Origin of the sequence: uncultured Cedecea sp. (assembly GCF_947498825.1) — a bacterium.
Lineage (GTDB): Bacteria > Pseudomonadota > Gammaproteobacteria > Enterobacterales > Enterobacteriaceae > JGM124.
Genome location: NZ_CANMLV010000032.1, coordinates 15,612 through 34,255, shown reverse-complemented (window position 1 = coordinate 34,255; position 18,644 = coordinate 15,612). Strand labels below are relative to the sequence as shown.

At 50.4% G+C, this 18,644-nt stretch carries 14 protein-coding genes; 5 read left to right on the top strand and 9 right to left on the bottom strand.

Annotated elements, in window-relative coordinates; genetic code table 11:
- Positions 1–261: 261 nt before the first annotated feature.
- Positions 262–696, bottom strand: a complete 435-nt coding sequence (locus Q1A40_RS21430) for a rhodanese-like domain-containing protein (RefSeq protein ID WP_300005142.1) — start codon at positions 694–696, stop codon at positions 262–264.
- 68 nt (positions 697–764) lie between these two features.
- On the opposite strand from Q1A40_RS21430, the gene ftrA reads away from it, so the two are divergent.
- Positions 765–1,763, top strand: coding sequence for a transcriptional regulator FtrA (ftrA, locus tag Q1A40_RS21425; RefSeq protein WP_300005149.1), 999 nt, complete (start codon positions 765–767; stop codon positions 1,761–1,763).
- A 390-nt stretch (positions 1,764–2,153) separates the two neighbouring features.
- Here ftrA and kdpE read toward each other — a convergent pair whose 3' ends face one another.
- Genes kdpE through kdpF form a run of 6 tightly spaced genes read right to left on the bottom strand, consistent with a single transcriptional unit; the run spans position 2,154 to position 9,954 of the window.
- On the bottom strand, positions 2,154–2,831 hold the full coding sequence (gene kdpE / locus Q1A40_RS21420; protein WP_300005140.1) for a two-component system response regulator KdpE: 678 nt from the start codon (positions 2,829–2,831) through the stop codon (positions 2,154–2,156).
- On the bottom strand, positions 2,828–5,515 hold the full coding sequence (gene kdpD, locus Q1A40_RS21415; RefSeq protein ID WP_300005137.1) for a two-component system sensor histidine kinase KdpD: 2,688 nt from the start codon (positions 5,513–5,515) through the stop codon (positions 2,828–2,830). The genes kdpE and kdpD overlap by 4 nt, the downstream gene beginning before the upstream one ends.
- Positions 5,516–5,528: 13 nt before the next feature.
- Entirely contained in the window at positions 5,529–6,104 is a 576-nt protein-coding gene (kdpC, locus tag Q1A40_RS21410) for a potassium-transporting ATPase subunit KdpC (protein WP_300005134.1), read from the bottom strand.
- Positions 6,105–6,116: 12 nt separating this feature from the next.
- Entirely contained in the window at positions 6,117–8,165 is a 2,049-nt protein-coding gene (gene kdpB / locus Q1A40_RS21405; protein ID WP_300005131.1) for a potassium-transporting ATPase subunit KdpB, read from the bottom strand.
- A complete protein-coding gene (kdpA, locus tag Q1A40_RS21400; RefSeq protein WP_300005128.1) occupies positions 8,162–9,865 on the bottom strand; it encodes a potassium-transporting ATPase subunit KdpA in 1,704 nt (567 codons plus the stop codon). The genes kdpB and kdpA overlap by 4 nt, the downstream gene beginning before the upstream one ends.
- On the bottom strand, positions 9,865–9,954 hold the full coding sequence (kdpF, locus tag Q1A40_RS21395) for a K(+)-transporting ATPase subunit F (protein WP_300005125.1): 90 nt from the start codon (positions 9,952–9,954) through the stop codon (positions 9,865–9,867). Before kdpF ends, kdpA begins: the two co-directional genes overlap by 1 nt.
- 457 nt (positions 9,955–10,411) lie before the next feature.
- Between kdpF and Q1A40_RS21390 the strand changes: the two genes are divergently transcribed.
- The 4 genes from Q1A40_RS21390 to nei all read left to right on the top strand — a co-directional run bounded on the left by Q1A40_RS21390 (position 10,412) and on the right by nei (position 13,935).
- On the top strand, positions 10,412–10,618 hold the full coding sequence (locus Q1A40_RS21390; protein WP_300005122.1) for a YbfA family protein: 207 nt from the start codon (positions 10,412–10,414) through the stop codon (positions 10,616–10,618).
- A 248-nt stretch (positions 10,619–10,866) separates the two neighbouring features.
- Positions 10,867–12,288: a deoxyribodipyrimidine photo-lyase gene (phrB, locus tag Q1A40_RS21385; protein WP_300005119.1), complete on the top strand. Its 1,422-nt coding sequence runs from the start codon at positions 10,867–10,869 to the stop codon at positions 12,286–12,288.
- A gap of 9 nt (positions 12,289–12,297) precedes the next feature.
- Positions 12,298–13,041 (top strand): type 2 GTP cyclohydrolase I, encoded by a 744-nt coding sequence (locus tag Q1A40_RS21380; protein ID WP_300005145.1) that lies wholly within the window; start codon positions 12,298–12,300, stop codon positions 13,039–13,041.
- 102 nt (positions 13,042–13,143) lie between these two features.
- Positions 13,144–13,935 carry an endonuclease VIII gene (gene nei / locus Q1A40_RS21375; RefSeq protein WP_300005116.1) on the top strand — a complete coding sequence of 264 codons (792 nt, stop codon included), beginning with the start codon at positions 13,144–13,146 and terminating at the stop codon, positions 13,933–13,935.
- Between the two features lie 250 nt (positions 13,936–14,185).
- On the opposite strand, the gene Q1A40_RS21370 is transcribed toward nei, so the two are convergent.
- Together Q1A40_RS21370 and Q1A40_RS21365 are read right to left on the bottom strand one after the other, a co-directional pair.
- Complete coding sequence (locus tag Q1A40_RS21370; protein WP_300005112.1) at positions 14,186–15,853, bottom strand: ABC transporter ATP-binding protein/permease; 1,668 nt, start codon at positions 15,851–15,853, stop codon at positions 14,186–14,188.
- Positions 15,850–18,609, bottom strand: a complete 2,760-nt coding sequence (locus Q1A40_RS21365) for a M16 family metallopeptidase (protein ID WP_300005110.1) — start codon at positions 18,607–18,609, stop codon at positions 15,850–15,852. The genes Q1A40_RS21370 and Q1A40_RS21365 overlap by 4 nt, the downstream gene beginning before the upstream one ends.
- Between the last annotated feature and the right edge of the window lie 35 nt (positions 18,610–18,644).

The following is an 18,644-nucleotide window of genomic DNA, read 5'->3' as shown; positions in this document are numbered from 1 at the left end:
CATGAACCGCCGTATACGGAACCGTACGTACGGTGGTGTGAGAGGACGGCAGGAGTGATCCTGCCTCCTACTCGATGATCCTGTAAGTCACTCGTATTATTTTCGATATATCCGTTTTGTGTTTATTTTAAGTTTTTTATCAGGCATCGACTCTCTTCCTGCGAGGATTTCGTTTGAGCTTTTCTGGCTGCTTTCATTGTATGACTCTACTCCCAATGAGACTGTTTTAGGTAAAGGCTCCCCGAATATTGATATGGCTGCTTAGCATTCGCAGGAAAATCCATTGCCAGGCTCAGATGTCGTTTCTCCCTGGAGTGGAAGTCCTTCATCAACCCATCCGGTCATGCCGCCGATCATTTCTTTTACCGAATATCCCAGACCCGCCAGGCGAACGGCTGCCCGATGCACGCCGTTACAATGAGGGCCGGCGCAGTAGACAACAAATAACCTGTTGAGTGGATAGGTGGACATGCTCTCCTTGGTAATCGTCCTGGTCGGAATATTTATAGCTCCTGGAACATGCGCTTTAGCAAATGCCGCACTATTTCTTACATCGACTAATACATAGTCGATATTTCCTGTTTTTTGACTTTGATAGACGTCGGAACAATCGGTTTCAAAAGCTAAGCGGCGGCTAAAATGTTGTAGTGATTCTGAAGGTGTTGCTGGCGGAATTTCACTGACTAAACTTGTCATAACGGGAACCTCTTACCTGAATATATCTGGATTGTATAAAACAGACTCAGGGTGATAAAGTGGCGGAAATGACAATAAGTGGTATTTTTCCGCCAATGTTAGATCAGCAAAATTTAGTGGCTATCCTTGCCTATGATGGCCTGTGTACATTCGAGTTTGGTATTGCGCTAGAAATATTTGGTCTTCCTCGTCCTGAATTTGACTTTCCCTGGTATCAATATCGGATAGTGTCTGTTGATACTTATCCCATGCAAGTCTCGGAAGGGATTCAGGTGGTATCCCGCTTTGGGCTGGAGTCTCTGCATGATGTGAATACGATTATTATTCCGGGCTGGCGTAATCGTGGCGAAAAGCCTCCCCAGACGCTACTCGATGCATTATGTGATGCTTATCATCGGGGCGTTCGGCTGGTGTCGATTTGCTCTGGTGTTTTTGTGCTTGCTGCTGCGGGGTTATTAGAGGGTAAACGGGCAACCACACACTGGCGTTATACGACTGAACTGGCAGAACGCTATCCCGGCATTACCGTGGATCCTGACGTCCTTTATGTCGACAGTGGACAAATCATTACCTCAGCGGGTAGTGCTGCCGGTATCGATGCCTGCCTTCATTTGGTCAGCCGCGATTATGGTGTGCATGTTGCCAATATTGTTGCCCGGCGTTTAGTTATGCCTCCTCAGCGCGCCGGAGGGCAAATTCAGTTTATCCCCGCTCCTGTTGCACAAAAACCACGGGATGAGATTGCACCGGTACTTGAGTGGGCTCTTGAAAACCTGAAGGGCAGCCTGTCAGTGAAAAGTATGGCAGAAAGAGCATTAATGTCAGAACGCACCTTTCTGAGACGCTTTAAAGAGGCAATGGGTATTACTCCTAAGAGATGGATACTTCAATCACGAATGAATCTTGCGCGTGATTTATTAGAAAGTAATCATTTGAATGATGAGCAAATTATGGAAGCCACCGGATTTGAAACAATGGACGGATTTCGTGCGGCATTCCGCAAATCGGTCGGGATATCACCTTATTCGTATCGCAAAAAATTTGGCGGTGCAATAGAGGGGCGTTGACCGACTTTTATTGTTCGGTGGTGTTGTTGTGGCTGAGCGCGACGGAGTCCATGCTGTAAGCTAAGGCTATTAGGCAGTAAACAGAAGGCTCCCGACAGAGAGCCTCAAGGATAGTTTACTCGGAATAATGGAATTCAATTCTGATACCACTGGGGTCATAGCACATCATGTGTATTGACGGTCCTTCCCGGATCAAGGCTGGCTCAAATCCGATTTCAATAACACATCAAGAAGCTGAAACAGGGCCTCTTTACGATTGAATACGCCAGAAGAGACGATTAGCCTGAGGCAACCATCAGTGCGATACCGATCCTGGCAATCAGCGGCAGAGGTGAGTCAGGTTTTGGTCTGAACGCTGTAGGGATCCCCGTCTTTAGGCGAAGAAGGGGGTTAAAAAACAAAACGGTAACCAACGCCTGTCTCGGTGAGTAAATGACGAGGTCGGGCAGGATCTTGTTCCAGTTTTTGCCGTAGATGTCCCATATAAATACGTAGATAATGGCTATGTTCAACCGCATTCGGCCCCCAGATCTGCTTCAGTAACTGGCGCTGAGTCAGTACTTTTCCCTGATTGTTCAGTAAGGTTGCCAGCAGTCGAAACTCAAGCGGAGTAAGATGAATATCCTCATCTCCGCGTACGATCCTGCGGGCGGCAAGATCAACGGTTATCCCGTCAAAATGATAGACGGGGTCGGGTTGTAGCAGATTTGCATGACGTCGCAAGGCGACGCGTAATCGCGCCTGTAGCTCACCAATACCAAAGGGTTTACTGAGAAAATCGTCTGCGCCGGCGTCAAGAGCGGTAATCTTGTCCTGTTCGTTGTCACGTGCAGACAACACGATTATCGGGGCCTGGCTCCATTGGCGAAAATCACGAATAAACTCTACGCCATCACCATCTGGTAGTCCCAAATCAAGAATAACCACATCAGGTTTTCGGGTCGCAGCCTCGATAAGCCCGCGCTGTAATGTTTCGGCATCAAACACCCGCAAGGATTCATCTTCCAGCGCAGTGCGCAGAAAACGACCAATCTCTTTTTCATCCTCAATCACTAAAACGGTTATCACATGACCTCGTTAATATCAGCAACAGTCGGGGGAGAAGATAAGGGTAACATTATCTGAAAACAGGCGCCGCCTTGCGCTGCCTGGGTGACAGAGATAGTGCCGTTGTGTAGCGACACTATGGCCCGACAAATCGCCAGTCCCAACCCGACACCAGGAATAACAGACTCTTTGTTACCACGGGAAAATTTATCAAAAATAAACTGTTCTTTATCTGGCGGAATGCCCGGACCATTATCCCATACCTCCAGAAGCAGTGAGTCGCTTTGAGTTCTGGCCCGGATACCTGTCTCTGCGTTTGGCCCTGCATATTTAAGAGCGTTTTCCAGCAAATTAATCAATACCCGCTCAAACAACGGACCATCGAGTTCAATCAACATCAGCGGGTCTGGCAATTCAAGAGTAATACGACGTCCCCCGTAAGCAGGTTCAAACATCTGCAAGGCACTGCCAATGACTTCTTCCAGCGTCAGCCACTCTTTGCGTAATGTAAAACCGCCGGACTGAATACGAGCCATCTCGAGCAGGTTATTTACCAAACGCGTAGTATTTAACACATGCTGGCGGATACCATCGGCCTGATAACTATATGTTGAACCCTCATCGGTAAGATTTTTTGTCAGCAATTCTGACTGGCCCAGTAGTACGGTCAGCGGAGTGCGCAGGTCATGGGACAGGGCTGCCAGTAACGAGTTACGCAGTTGTTCGCGTTCGCTGGCCAGGCGGGCCTGTTCTTCACTGGCTGTCAGCAGCAATCTGTCGAGTGTCGTTGCGATTAATAGCGTAAAAGTTTCCAGCAACCGTTGTTGTTCCGGTGTCACGAGCTGACGCAGATTATCGGCTTCGATAACCAATAGTCCGAGAGTTCGCTCCTGGGTACGAAGCGGTAAGATTTGATAGGGCACAGCAGGCAGGGTATCGGTTCCTGCTCCGGCTGGCTGTCCTTTATCAAAACTCCAGCGGGCGATGGCATCATCCCACTGAGTCGGTTCTCCCGATTGAGAAATACGGTTCAGTTTTCCCTTATTATCAGGTAGCAGTAGCAAGCTGCGCGCGTGGAAAGTGGAGTTGATAAACTGCACGCTGGTTGTTGCTACCTCTAAAGGTGATCGGTCATCTGCGAGGGCTTTTGACATCTCATAAAGATGTCGGGTACGTTGCTCACGATAGCGAGCGATACGTGCCTGATAACGAACTCCGGCGGTCAGATTACCAATCACCAGACCGACAGTCAGCATGACACCAAAGGTCAGGAGATACTGCATGTCTGACACCGCAAGGGTGCCATGTGGGGCGATAAAAAACAGATCAAAGCTGATAACGTTGATAATGGCTGCCAGCACGGATGGCCAGCGACCATAAAATAAGGCAATGATGACGACACCGAGTAAATAAATCATCACCAGGTTCGCGGTTTCAAAGGTCCCTAGCCAGTGATTAGCGACCCATGTAATCAAAGTGCATAACACCACGGCCGCGGCACAGCCTTGCAGCTGTAAGCGCCATTTCTCACCGATTCCTCGGGTGTCCGTGACTCTGGTATGGGTAAAGGATGCCTGCTCGTCGAGAGCAACAATCACCAAATCCAGGTCCGGGGCATATTTTCCCAGGCGCTCAGCAAAGGTGCTGCCATGCCACCAATGGCCGATGATATGACGACCGAGAATAATTTTGCCGAGATTATGTTCACGGGCATAACGTACCACCGCTTGTTCTTTGTTCGGGTCGGCGAGGGTTGCTGTTTCGGCTCCAAGTTCCTGAGCCAGCCGCAGGGCACTAAGAATACTGCGACGCTGGTGCTCAGGGAGGCGATGAAGTTTGGGTGTTTCAACATAAATCGCATGCCAGGCACTGCCGAGTTTGGCGGCCAGACGGGCGGCAGTGCGCACCAGTTTTTCATTACCGGCATGGTGGCCAATACATAACAAAATAGCATCTCGCGTATGCCATACTTTGTCTTGTCCCTGGGTCTCGCGCCAGGCACGCATCTGCTCATCAACTCGATCGGCGGCACGTCTGAGCGCCAGCTCGCGTAAGGCAATCAAATTGCCTTTACGGAAGAAGTGTTCGATAGCCCGTTCAGCCTGGCCAGAAAGATAGATTTTACCTTCATGCAGACGCTGACGCAGGTCATCCGGCGGCAGGTCAACGAGGACGATTTCATCTGCAGCATCAAAAATCGGATCGGGTACGGTCTCCCGCACCTGAATACCGGTTATGCCACCCACCACGTCATTAAGACTTTCCAGATGCTGTACATTTACCGTGGTTAAAACATCAATTCCGGCATTCAGTAACTCTTCTACATCCTGCCAGCGTTTAGGATGACGAGAGCCTGGGGCATTACTGTGTGCCAGTTCATCCATTAGGATCAATGCCGGGTTACGGGCAAGGGTAGCATCGAGGTCAAACTCTTGAACCATACGTCCGCGGTGAGTTATGCGTTTTAGGGGCTGAATATTCAGTCCCTTAAGTTGTTCCGCCGTTTCTTTGCGACCGTGGGTTTCTATCACACCAACCAGAATATCCAGCCCCTGGCCCCGTAATCGCTGGGCTTCTTGCAACATAGCGTAAGTCTTGCCGACCCCGGCACAAGCCCCGAAGAAAATTTTCAGTTTTCCTCGGGGCTGACGGCTGATATGTTCCAGCAGCTTATCCGGATCGGGGCGCAGAGGCTCTTCGGTCATTATCAATCCTTAGTTATGGCGTCTGGAGAGCATCCAGTGCCCTGTTCAGTAGCACAATATTGACCACGGGCACACCGATAAAATTCACGAGTGGCGTGGTGGTATGTTCAGCCACCAGGCGGTTCACCTGCTCAATGGATAAGTGCCTTGCTTGTGCGACTCGGGGAGTCTGCCATGCGACCGCCTCGGGTGACAGTTGTCCGTCAAGACCACTCCCTGAGGTAGTCAGTAATTCAACCGGAATTGCCACACTGGCTTGTGGATTTGCCGCGCGTAATATTTTCACTCGTTCTTGTATCTGTTTATCCAGTTCAGGGTTGCTGGCTGCCAGATTACTTCCCCCTGATGCCAGTGGATTATAAGGGGTATCTGCAGTAGCAGAGGGACGACCATGAAAATATTTAGCTTCAGTAAAATTCTGGCCAATCAGCGCTGAACCGCGAATCTGACCGTTATCGATAATTAATGAGCCATTGGCCTGGTGCTGGAACCACCACTGTCCAAGTAATGTGGTCACCAAGGGATAAGCGACACCCGTTATCAATGTTAATAAGATTAATACCCGTAAAGCCGGACGAAAAACAGCCATCTCTGTATCCTCTTAAACCAGACCCGACACCGTCAGGATCAGATCAATAAGTTTGATGCCAATAAACGGGACTATCAGCCCACCCAATCCATAAATCCATAAATTGCGGCGTAACATTGCGGAGGCGCTCAGCGGTTTATAGCAGATCCCGGTTAATGCCAGCGGGATAAGCGCAATAATGATCAGCGCGTTAAAAATAACGGCACTGAGAATCGCTGAGTCAGGGGAGTGCAGCCGCATAATGTTCAGCGCATTAAGTTGCGGATAAGTGGCGGCAAAAGCTGCCGGAATAATGGCAAAGTATTTGGCGATATCATTGGCAATGCTGAAGGTGGTGAGCGAGCCGCGGGTCATTAACATCTGCTTTCCGATATGTACGACTTCGATAAGCTTGGTGGGGTTAGAGTCCAGATCCACCATATTCCCTGCCTCTTTTGCGGCTTGTGTTCCGGAGTTCATGGCAACCGCGACATCTGCCTGGGCCAGAGCCGGGGCATCGTTAGTGCCATCCCCGGTCATTGCCACCAGGCGACCTTCAGCCTGATACTGGCGGATCAAGGCAAGTTTTGCTTCTGGTGTCGCCTCGGCAAGAAAATCATCGACACCGGCTTCAGCAGCAATCGCCGCTGCCGTTAAGCGATTATCGCCGGTGATCATCACCGTTTTGATCCCCATTTGACGTAATTCGGCAAAACGTTCTTTAATACCGCCTTTAACGATATCTTTTAGCGCTATCACGCCTAAAACGTTAGCGTTTTCAGCAACTACGAGGGGCGTTCCCCCAAGGCTTGCCACATCCTTGACCAGAAGATCGACCTTGGCAGGAAAATGGCCTTTATTAGCTTCAATATGGCGACGAATTGCATCCACTGAACCTTTGCGGATCATCCGGTCCTGAATATTAATACCGCTCATACGGGTTTGTGCCGTAAAAGGAACGAATGTCGCGTGCAGATTCTGCACATCGCGTTCACGTAGATTAAAGCGTTGCTTTGCCAGAACCACAATACTCCGGCCTTCTGGTGTTTCATCTGCCAGTGAAGCGAGCTGTGCGGCATCGGCCAGAGTGCGCTCCTCAATACCCGGTGCGGGTAAAAAGGCTGATGCCTGGCGGTTACCTAGGGTAATAGTTCCGGTTTTATCCAGTAACAGTACATCCACATCTCCGGATGCCTCAACCGCCCGACCACTGGTTGCTATAACATTGACACCCAGCATACGGCTCATGCCTGCCACACCAATGGCCGACAATAAGCCGCCAATGGTCGTAGGGATCAGACAAACCAGTAGCGCCACCAGTACGGTGACACTGGCGGCGGTACCGCCATACTGTGAGAAGGGCCATAATGTCGCGGTGACCAGCAGGAAAATAATTGTTAAGGCGACTAACAGGATGGTCAGTGCGATTTCGTTAGGCGTTTTACGGCGAGTGGCACCCTCAACCATGGCAATCATACGGTCGAGGAAGGTTTCACCCGGATTAACCGTACATTGAATAACTAACCAGTCGGAAAGAATACGCGTTCCGCCAGTGACCGAAGAAAAGTCGCCACCGGACTCACGAATGACCGGAGCGGACTCACCGGTAATGGCACTTTCATCCACCGACGCGCCACCTTCGAGCACCTCGCCATCACAGGGGATAGTATCCCCGGCTTTCACCAGTACGAAATCGCCTTTACGCAGGCTGGCGGCAGAGACTGACTCAGATGGCGCATCGGATTGCGGGAAAGCAAGCTTATTTGCCTGGTTGGTTTTATTCACCCCTTTCAGACTACTGGCCAGAGCTTTGCTGCGGCCTTCAGCCAGGGCTTCGGCAAAGTTTGCGAACAGAACGGTAAACCACAGCCAGAGACTAATTGCCGCGGTAAATATCGGATTTCCTGCCAGTTTGCCACCGAACATCATCATCGCCAGCAGGGTAGTGATAATACTCCCGACCCAGACAATGAACATCACCGGGTTGCGCCATTGCACCTTGGGAGACAGTTTTTTTACTGAATCAATTAGCGCACGGCGAATCAATTCAGGTTCAAACAGCGCCTGTTGTTTGCGACTCATGCTTGCCTCACTGTGAAGATATTAATCAGAGAAAGATGTTCCGCGACGGGGCCTAACGCGAGGGCGGGAACAAAGGTCAGCGCACCGACTAGCAGTACGGTTCCTGTCAGTAAGCCGATAAACAGGGCTCCATGGGTGGGTAAAGTCCCGAGACTGGCTGCCTGGGATTTTTTCGTAGCCAGTGAACCGGCAATCGCCATTACTGGAATAATTACCCCGAAACGGCCAATCCACATACACAGCGCCAGCAGAAGATTCCAGAACGGCGTATTGGCACTGAGGCCGGCAAAAGCGCTACCGTTATTATTAGCTGCGGAAGATACGGCATACAGCACTTCGCTAAAACCATGAATACCCGGATTAAAGATGGCGCTACGGCCGGCATCCGTCATCATTGCCAGAGCGGTTGCCAGTAATACCAGGGTTGGAGTGACGAGAATGGCCAGGGCGGTCATTTTCATCTCATACACTTCAATTTTTTTACCCAGATATTCCGGCGAGCGACCAATCATCAGACCGGCAATAAATACCGCCAGCAGAACGAAAAGCAACATACCGTAGAGCCCTGAACCGACGCCCCCAAACACCACTTCACCAATTTGCATCAACCACATGGGGATCATGCCACCCAAAGCAGTCAGGGAATCGTGCATAGTGTTCACTGCGCCACAGGAGGCGGCCGTGGTTACCACTGCATATAAGCTGCTGGCAAGAATACCGAACCGGCTCTCTTTTCCTTCCATATTGATACTGCTACTGGCCCCCAGCGGTATTAAATGTGGGTTGCCCTCGAGTTCAGCCCACATCACGACGGTGACACAGAGCACAAAAATAAGTGACATCACCCACAGTAAGGTTCGGCCCTGACGTCGGTCTCCGACGGCTTCACCAAACGCAAAGCACAGGGCTGTAGGTATCAGGAATATTGCCAGCATCTGAATAAAGTTGCTGACGGCTGTCGGGTTTTCAAAAGGGTGGGCCGAGTTGGCGTTGAAGAATCCCCCGCCGTTAGTGCCGAGTAATTTAATGGCTTCTTGTGAAGCGACCGGCCCCACTGGTAACAGGTGTGACACCCCTTCAATTGACGTAAAGGGCTGATAAGCGTTGAGAGTTTGAGGTGTTCCCTGACTGATAAAAATCAGAGCAAGTACCAGGGATATTGGTAGCAAGATATACAGCGTAATCCGCGTTAAATCGACCCAGGCATTGCCAAGCGTTGTCGTGGATTTGCGCGCAAAACCACGAATCAAGGCAAAAACGACAGCGATGCCGGTTGCTGCAGAGATAAAATTTTGCACCGTCAGACCGATCATCTGGCTGAAATAGCTCAGCGTTGTTTCACCGCCGTAGGCCTGCCAGTTGGTATTGGTGACAAAACTGACTGCGGTATTGAATGCCAAATCCCAGGACAGCCCGGGGAGTTTTTGTGGGTTAAGGGGCAGATGGGCCTGCATCATCAGGATAATAAACAGCAGAATCAGCCCTAAAAAATTAATCGCCAGAATCGCCATCAGATAGCGTTTCCAGCCCATTTCTTCAGTGTTACAGCCGATTAAGCGACAGAGTACAGGTTCAATTTTACTCACGACCGGAACTGGGACATCAAGGATAAGCCTGGTGAGCAAAGAACCGAGCGGTTTAGCCAGTATAAACAGGAGCAGCAGAAAGCTGGCAATCAGTAAAAAACCGGAGGCAGCCATTAAAATGCCTCCGCATTAATCAGGGCATAAATCAGGTAAGCCAGCAAGAGCAATACCAACAGGATACCGGTTATCACGGCGATACTCATAATCCACCTCCAGCGGTGTATACCCGTCATACTTCAAGTGGCCTGTGTTCAGCTCGTCTACAAACAACTTGAGTTATTTGGGGTGTATGTCTATTTGCTGTGAGGATAGATTTTTGGTTGCAAAGATGTCGTAAAAGTCAGATAGCAGGGTGTAAAAAAAGTATAAAAATGACGTATAAGGATAAAGGTTTCTTCGGAATGTTGGATAAACAGGCGCTTAAAACCGAAGCGTAAAAAGACTTCGAACTTTCTGGTCGGATGAGTTGTAATGTTTGGTTTTTCAGGTTATTATTTTTACAGATAGCAAGTATATATTTTTCGCATTTTGCAATGCATCACATTTTGCGCTGTAAAAAAGTTTGATTTGGGAGTCTTCTGGAAAAATAACCTATTCAGTCGACTAGCAGTACCATTGCACCCGATGCGAAACCTGTTCGTAAATTCAGAGGAGGTTCCTGTGTCTCTATATCCCGTTTATCCTGCCTGGCAAGTTATATTACGTCGCCTGCTGGTTGTCACCGTCGGTGTTGCTGCTTTACCCGTTATGCTGTTCTGGAAAGACAGAGCGCGTTTTTATAGCTATTTACACCGCGTCTGGTCAAAAACCAGCGATAAACCGGTATGGATGGAGCAGGCTGAAGCCGCTGCGGGTGATTTTTTCTGACCTTCCGGTTTTAGCCTGGTATGACATTGCCATACCTCTTGATATAAAAGGCACGCGGGCGGCTGTTTCGCGTGCCTTTTGCGTTTCTTGTCAAAACCTTCCTGCATCATTCACATCATAACATTCGGTTTTCAGACAGAGGCTCTACTCTGTGGCAGAATATCGCGCTAGATTTTTATTACAGTTGATGATGTTACCTTCCGGTAATTCACAATAGCTGATTCAAAATAATGGCAAGCAGGAGATCTATGACGACCCATCTGGTTTGGTTTCGTAATGACTTACGCGTGCATGATAACTATGCGCTATCTGCTGCATGTCGTTCGCCCGATGCGCGGGTACTGGCCTTGTTTATCGCGACGCCAGAACAATGGCAACAGCATAATATGGCTCCCCGACAGGCAGAGTTTATCAATCAGCACCTTAATGCGCTGGGTGAGCAGCTGGCTGAACGAGGTATTGCGCTGCATATCAGACAGCAAGCGGATTTCACCGCTGCTATTGATGAAGTTAAGCAGTTTTGCCAGCAGCAAGGTGTCAGCGCACTGTTTTACAACTATCAGTACGAAGTCAACGAACGCGAGCGCGATGCCCGACTGGAGCGTGAGCTTGACGGGCAGGTCGTCTGCCAGGGATTTGATGACAGTTTACTGTTGCCACCTGGCAGTGTAGTGACTGGTAATCGTGAAATGTATAAAGTTTTCACCCCTTTTAGCCGGGCATTTATTAAACGTCTTCAAGAGCAGTTACCGGAATGCGTTGCGGCTCCACAAGCCCGGGGTGAGGCGGAGGAATTTACCCCTTATCAGTTGGACTATCCGCGTCAGTCCTTTGATCCGGTGCTGTTCCCGGTGGGGGAACGGGCGGCGATTGCGCAGCTACGCACTTTTTGCCAGAAGGCCGTGGTGGATTACGCAGAACAGCGTGATTTCCCGGCAATTAAAGGAACCAGCATGCTATCCGCCTGGCTGGCGATTGGCGTGCTTTCCCCTCGCCAGTGTCTGCATCGTTTACTGAAAGAGCACCCGCGAGCGCTGGACGGCGAGGCTGGCGCAGTTTGGTTAAATGAGCTGATCTGGCGCGAGTTCTATCGCCACCTGTTGGTTGCTTATCCCCGTTTATGTCGCCATCGCCCGTTTATTGCCTGGACTGATAAAGTCCGCTGGAATAATAACCCTGAAGCGTTGCTTGCCTGGCAGCAGGGCAAAACCGGTTATCCGATTGTCGATGCCGCAATGCGCCAGCTAAATGAGACCGGCTGGATGCACAACCGTCTGCGTATGGTGGTTGCCAGTTTCCTGGTGAAAGATTTACTGGCAGACTGGCGGGAAGGGGAGCGGTATTTTATGTCGCAATTGATTGATGGCGACCTCGCCGCTAACAATGGTGGCTGGCAGTGGGCTGCATCCACCGGAACCGATGCCGCACCCTATTTTCGTATCTTTAATCCGACCACCCAAGGGCAGCGTTTTGACAGTGACGGTACCTTTATTCGTCACTGGCTGCCGGAACTGGCACGGGTCCCGGGAAAAGAGATACACACCCCTTGGGAATGGGCTGACAAACAGCGGCAAACGCTCGATTACCCGCGACCGATTATCGATCATAAACAAGCACGAATTGCCACACTTGCGGCTTATGAAGCGGCACGTAACGAAATAAGAGAGTAACAAAGAATGATGAAAAACAGTGAACTGGAGCGTCTGATTAATGAAAAACTTAATAGCAGCGCTATCAGCGACTTTGCTCCCAATGGGTTACAGGTTGAAGGTCGGAGTGATGTCCGCAAAATTATTACTGGTGTGACGGCTTGCCAGGCCTTGCTGGATGAAGCCGTTCGTCAGCAGGCGGACGCCGTTATCGTTCATCATGGTTATTTCTGGAAAAGTGAACCTGCGGTGATTCGCGGCATGAAACGCAATCGCCTGAAAACCTTACTGGCCAATGATATCAATCTCTATGGCTGGCATTTGCCACTGGATATGCACGCCGAGTTAGGGAATAACGCCCAGCTTGGACGATTGCTCGGTGTGGAAATCCAAGGTGAAATTGACCCGCTGGTGCCATGGGGCACTTTCCCTACTGCATTATCTGGCGTAGAGCTCGCTTCCTGGCTGGAATTGCGTTTAGGTCGCACCCCTTTGTGGTGCGGTGATACCGGGCCGGATGAAATTCGGCGGGTTGCCTGGTGTACTGGCGGCGGGCAAGGATTTATCGATAATGCCGCCCGTTTCGGGATCGATGCTTTTATTACCGGGGAAGTGTCTGAACAAACTATTCATTCTGCACGTGAACAGGGGATCCATTTTTATGCCGCAGGGCATCATGCGACCGAACGTGGCGGTATCCAGGCATTAAGTGACTGGCTGACAACGGAAACGGATCTCGACGTAACCTTTATTGATATTCCTAATCCAGCATAGCCTGGCTGGGTATATTAAGGAGGAGAAGGCGTGGATTCGACTTTCCGTCAGGTTCCCCGCCGGGTAAGAACAGTTTAAAGAAACACAGACCAGGAGAGAACGATGCCTGAAGGTCCTGAAATACGCCGGGCGGCGGATAATCTTGAGCAGGCGGTAGCCGGTCATCCGCTAACCCGAGTCTGGTTTGCTTATGAAACCTTAAAACCCTTTGAAGATATGCTCGAAGGGAAAACGATTGAGCGCATTGAGACACGCGGGAAAGCGATGCTGACGCACTTTTCTAACGATCTGACGTTGTATACCCATAACCAGCTATACGGTGTCTGGCGTGTGGTTAACGCCGGTGACTTGCCGGAAAGCAACCGGGTTTTGCGCGTAAGGCTTGAGACGGACGATAAAGCCATTTTGCTTTACAGCGCCTCAGATATAGAAATTCTTGAGCAATCGCAGTTAGAGCAGCAGCCCTTTTTAAAGCGTGTCGGTCCGGATGTTCTGGACAACCGCTTAACTGCAGAACAAGTCAGATCCCGTCTTTTGTCCGTCAAATTTCGTCGTCGGCAGCTCGGCACACTGCTGCTTGACCAGAGTTTTATGGCGGGATTAGGCAACTATCTGCGGGCGGAAATTCTCTGGGAAGCCGAAATTAGCCCCTTGCATCATGCTGGTGAACTGGCTGATGACGCGCTTGACCGGCTGGCACAGGCTATTCTGGATATCCCGAGAAACTCTTATCAGACCAGAGGAGAGGTGGATGAAAGCAAACACCACGGGGCGTTATTTCGCTTCCACGTTTTCCATCGAGCGGGTGAGCCCTGCGAGCGTTGCTTGAACAGGATAGAAAAAACCACTTTATCCTCACGCCCCTTTTACTGGTGTCCACACTGCCAGAAATAGTCTGTCAGGGCACACCGTTGTGCCCGGTGAGGTCAGTCAGTCTGAAACCCCACGCACAAGCGTGGGGTTTCAGATTGCTGACAAAGAAGAAAAAAACGTGGTTTTTCCTTCTTTGTGTTATCAGCCGAAAATCAATGAATTGATTTTCCTGTTTATTTTCGTAAATAAGCGCTGATAATCAGAGATAACTTTAGCTTTGTTATCAGCCTCAAACCCCACGCGCAAGCGTGGGGTTTTTGGTTAGATGCTGTCATGCATGGCGGAATACACTGAGATCAAAGTGTTGTGGAAAAAGATCGTCCAGCTCTTTTTGATGCGTGATGGCGATAACGGTTGTTGCAGGCAGTTCGTGGCGTATCAGTGACAGCAACTGACGGGCCGAGTCATGATCGAGACTACTGGTGGCTTCATCCAGATACAGCGTATCAGGACGTGCAATCAGTGCCCGGGCAAAGGCCAGTCGCTGGCGTTCACCGCCAGAGAATATACGATCCCAGTTTAGCTGTTCATCCAGCCTGTTGCTCCAGGTGGATAGTCCCACTTTTTCCAGCACCTCAGCCAGGACTGCACGCTCGCCGACAGGGGCCAGCGGATAGCAGAGAATTTCCGCCAGAGTGCCTTGTCCGAGGTAACTTTGCTGAGGTAATAACAGACTTATACCTTCTTGTGCCTGCCAGTGCCCCTTGTGATAAGGCCAGAGACCATTCAGGGTGCGTAACAGCGTTGATTTACCCAGACCGCTGTAGCCGGATAATTTATTCCAGCTGCCTGGCTCACAAGAGAAAGCGACATCAGACAGCAACGGGCTGCCAGCAGGAGTGGTGAAGGAGAGAGTTTTGACCTCTAACTGGCTCCCCTCGGACTGTCCTTCAGGTTCATATTGATGTTCCCGAATAGCCTCACGAAACTGCGTAAGACGCTGCATACTGGCTGACAGCTCTACCAGTGAATAGTAGACGCGGATAAACCAGCTCAGTGCGCCATGTACCTGGCCAAATGCGCTGCGGATCTGCATCAAACCGCCTAACGTCACGGTTTTATTCAGAAATGCGGGCAGGGCGGCAAATACCGGAACGATCAAACTGATACGACCATAACCGACAGTAAAGAAGCTCAGGTTACGATCGGCATTCATCAGGGTGCGCCAGTTATGGACAATGGCCATAAAATTACGCTTTAAGTGGTGTTTTTCCTGCTGTTCACCACCATACTGCGCAATCTGTTCCGCATTATCATGCTTACGGAGCAGCGACGCGCGGAAGTCTGCCTCAGCACGCTGTTTATGGTAGTTAATACCGTGAAGTTTTTTTCCTATCAGATGGGTTATCAGGCTCCCTATCAAGGTATAGGCCAGTGCCACCCAGACCAGATACCCCTTAACCACCCACTCCTGACCAAACAGGGTAAAACGCTGAACTCCCGAAAGCTCCCAGAGAATAAACATAAAGGAAAATAGCTGGGCTGAAGTAATCAGAAACGAAACAGACAGGCTAATCACCTTGGTGACAAACAGATCGATATCTTCGGCGATACGCTGATCGGGGTTATCAACAGCGCCCGTTAGTGACATGCGATAAAATGCCCGTTTGGCCAGCCAGCTATCCACCAGCTCTTCAGTTAACGCCCCGCGCCAGCGGATAATCAGCAGTTTGGTGAACCACTCCTGATAGACAAATACCCCGATATAGATAGCAATATAGACACAGTACTCTTTCACCAGGGAATACAGTAGCCCACCGTCAAAGGCGCCTAAAGCATCATAGAAGTTCTTGCTCCAGACGTTAATTCGCACGTTGAGATAAACAATACTGCCGCCCATTCCGACAATGACGGCGATAAGTAACCAGGCCTGCCAGTTCCTGCGAACTCCCCAGTAAGGGGAACAAAGAGCCCAGAACTGTTGTGCGATATTTTTCACATCCCCACCTTAGGCAAAGAGATATAAAGTACCCGGTTTTCTGGGGTATAGAGCTGGGCGGCGGCATGTTGAACAGCGGGTAAGGTTATGCTATCAGCAAGGGTAGCGACGTCACTAAGATAGCGAGGATCGGCAAAATGACGATAGCTCAGCTGTAAACGACGTTGCAGAGTACTGATGTCCTGCCCGCGTGCGCGTTCGCTGCGAATAAACTGTTTCTTCTGTTCATCCACCTGCTGCTGAGTAATTTGTGAAGGTAGCTGGGCAAAGACCTGTTCGGCCAGCTGCCATAACTCTTCTGCTCGTTGTGGAGAGCTGGTGAAATTGATATCGGTTTCAATACGCTGATGCGTACCCGATAATTCGCTGTCCATCTGCAGACGATAAATACCCAGAGCCTCATCACGTAAACTGTCTTTCAGTGCCTGAAGAGCCAGATTACGCGCAATACTGACTTGCACTGCACGCTGTGCTGACCAGGGTTGAGGGGTAAAGCTCCATCCTTTCACTTCGGCACGAGGCTCAATATTGATAGCCACGCGGGAATCAAACTGGCCGCTACGTGGTAGCTCTGGCGCCACGGCTGCCATTGGCTGACGCGGGATGGTGGCCAGATAGCGTTCAGCCAGCGGCAGAATTTTTTCAGCATCCATATCAGCCAGGAGATACCATGTCATCGGTGCTGACATGGTGGTGCGCCACTGGTTGAGCAGTGTTTCGCTATCAATTTGTTTTAACTCTTGTTCTTCAGGTGAAGGCCAGCCAGGCTGTCCGTAGCGTAACTGACGGATCTGTTTGGCGCTCTCATCCCGAATCGTCTGCGTCTGTGTGGTTTGACTTCGTAACAACTGCATCAGGCTGTCCTTCATCGCCTTGTCATCAATGCCTGGTGTAACTTGCAGTGCGTAGCTGAGTGCCAGTAAATCTTGCAGACTTTCCTGTGAGCTTTGCCCGCTAAACTGAAGTTCTTCCGCCTGCTGGTTAATTGAGAGTGAAACCGACTTGTCTTTTTTCCAGGCCTGTAGTTGCTCGCCACTCCATCCTTGCGGGCCGCTCTGGGCCACCAGTTGAGTAGCCATTTGTGCTTGCCATGGGTTCAACTCGCCGGCACGAAAACCCGCGACACTGCTGCCTGAGAAATACACTTTATCCTTGGCCAGTGACGTACGCAGCCAGACCAGTTTGTCACCGTTGCTTAGCGTCCACTCTTCGACTTGCTGGTCAGGGAAGCGTTTCACTTCCTGGCGTGTACCTTGTTGTTCTACCGCCGCTAACTGTGGGATCGATTGCTCAATTTTCCGTATCGGTGCTTCCAGATCTCTCGCTTGCAACTCGCGTTGTTGCTGACGGATAGCTTCAGCTGTCGGTAAGGTAAACGTTGTCATACCCGGCAGACTGAACTGCACCAGCGTATCTTCGGAAGCCAGCCACTGTTGCACCAAATCATGCACTTGCTGATTATCGAGAGTCTCTAATATTGCCAGCGCTTCGCGTCCGCGTTGCTGGCTTCCGATATAAGGTCTGTCCTGCGCCCACTCAGTGGTTATCTTCTGCACCCACTCAGCGAATTCACGCTGCTCGGGCTTATCTGCCATACGCTGTGCTGCTTCACGGAGGTTTTGTTTTACCTCGGTAATATCAACATCGCTTAAACCATAACGGCTAAGGCGCTCCCACTCACGCAGTATGACAGTAAGCGCCAGATCGTGGCTGCCCGGCATCACGTTGGCGAAAAGTCCTAGTGCCTCGGTAGTTTTGCCGATATCTGATTTACGTATTACCAGACTTCCGACTTGTGGAGGCAGGGTTGATTCCTGGCGGCGTATTTGCCGGGTGTAAGCGGACATCGCTATTTGGCTGATCAGACGTTCACGAAATGTTGTCTGCCCTGAATTAAAACGGACCACAAACGAAACCTGGCTACTGCCGCTTTGGCTGTCTTGCAACTGTGCCACATCTAAGCGTGGTTTGATCTTGGGTTCATAATAGTCGCGTTCAGGAATGGTTTCTGCAGGCAATTCGCTAAATGCATTCTGGATGGTAGTAACGACAGCATCGGGTTCAATATCACCGATAATTAACAGACGCATATTGCCCGGATGATACCAGCGCTGATAAAACTGCTGCAGCGTGTCGGCTGAAACGGTGCGAATAGAGTGCTCATTGCCGATAGTAGGGCGGGTCGGGTAACGGGAGTCGTGACGAATCGCCCGAACCCGCTGCTGGTTCATACGTTCTGCTACACCCAGCTTACCGCGCCACTCTTCCAGAACCACCAGGCGCTCATCGTCGAGATCATTTTGCGTCAGACTGGCATGGCCAACCATCTGACCGAGCGCTTGCAAAGCAATATCAAGCTGCTGTGCCCCAGCCGGAGGGCTCATCATATAGAGGGTGCGTTCATAGTTGGTCATTGCATTGTAGTGCCGAGCCCGTACTAACCCCTGTTGATGCAAATGCGTGGCAACACCTTCAGGATGCGCAGCGCTGGCGCGAAACACCATATGCTCAATAATGTGCGCTACACCAGATTCGCCGTTTTCTTCATCGACGGAGCCGACATCAACGCTGAGGCGGACATCAACACGTTTCTTCTGTCCTTCCAGCGGGACCAGGGTATAGCGTAAACCATTGTCCAGAGTACCGGTGATGATGGTGGGCAGGGGGCTCAGAGGATCTGCCGCCTGTACGTTCCCTGACTGCAGGATAAAACTACTAAAAAAAATCAATGAGATAAATTTAAAACACTTGTTCACTGCATTATTCCTATAACGATGCATGACAAAAGCTA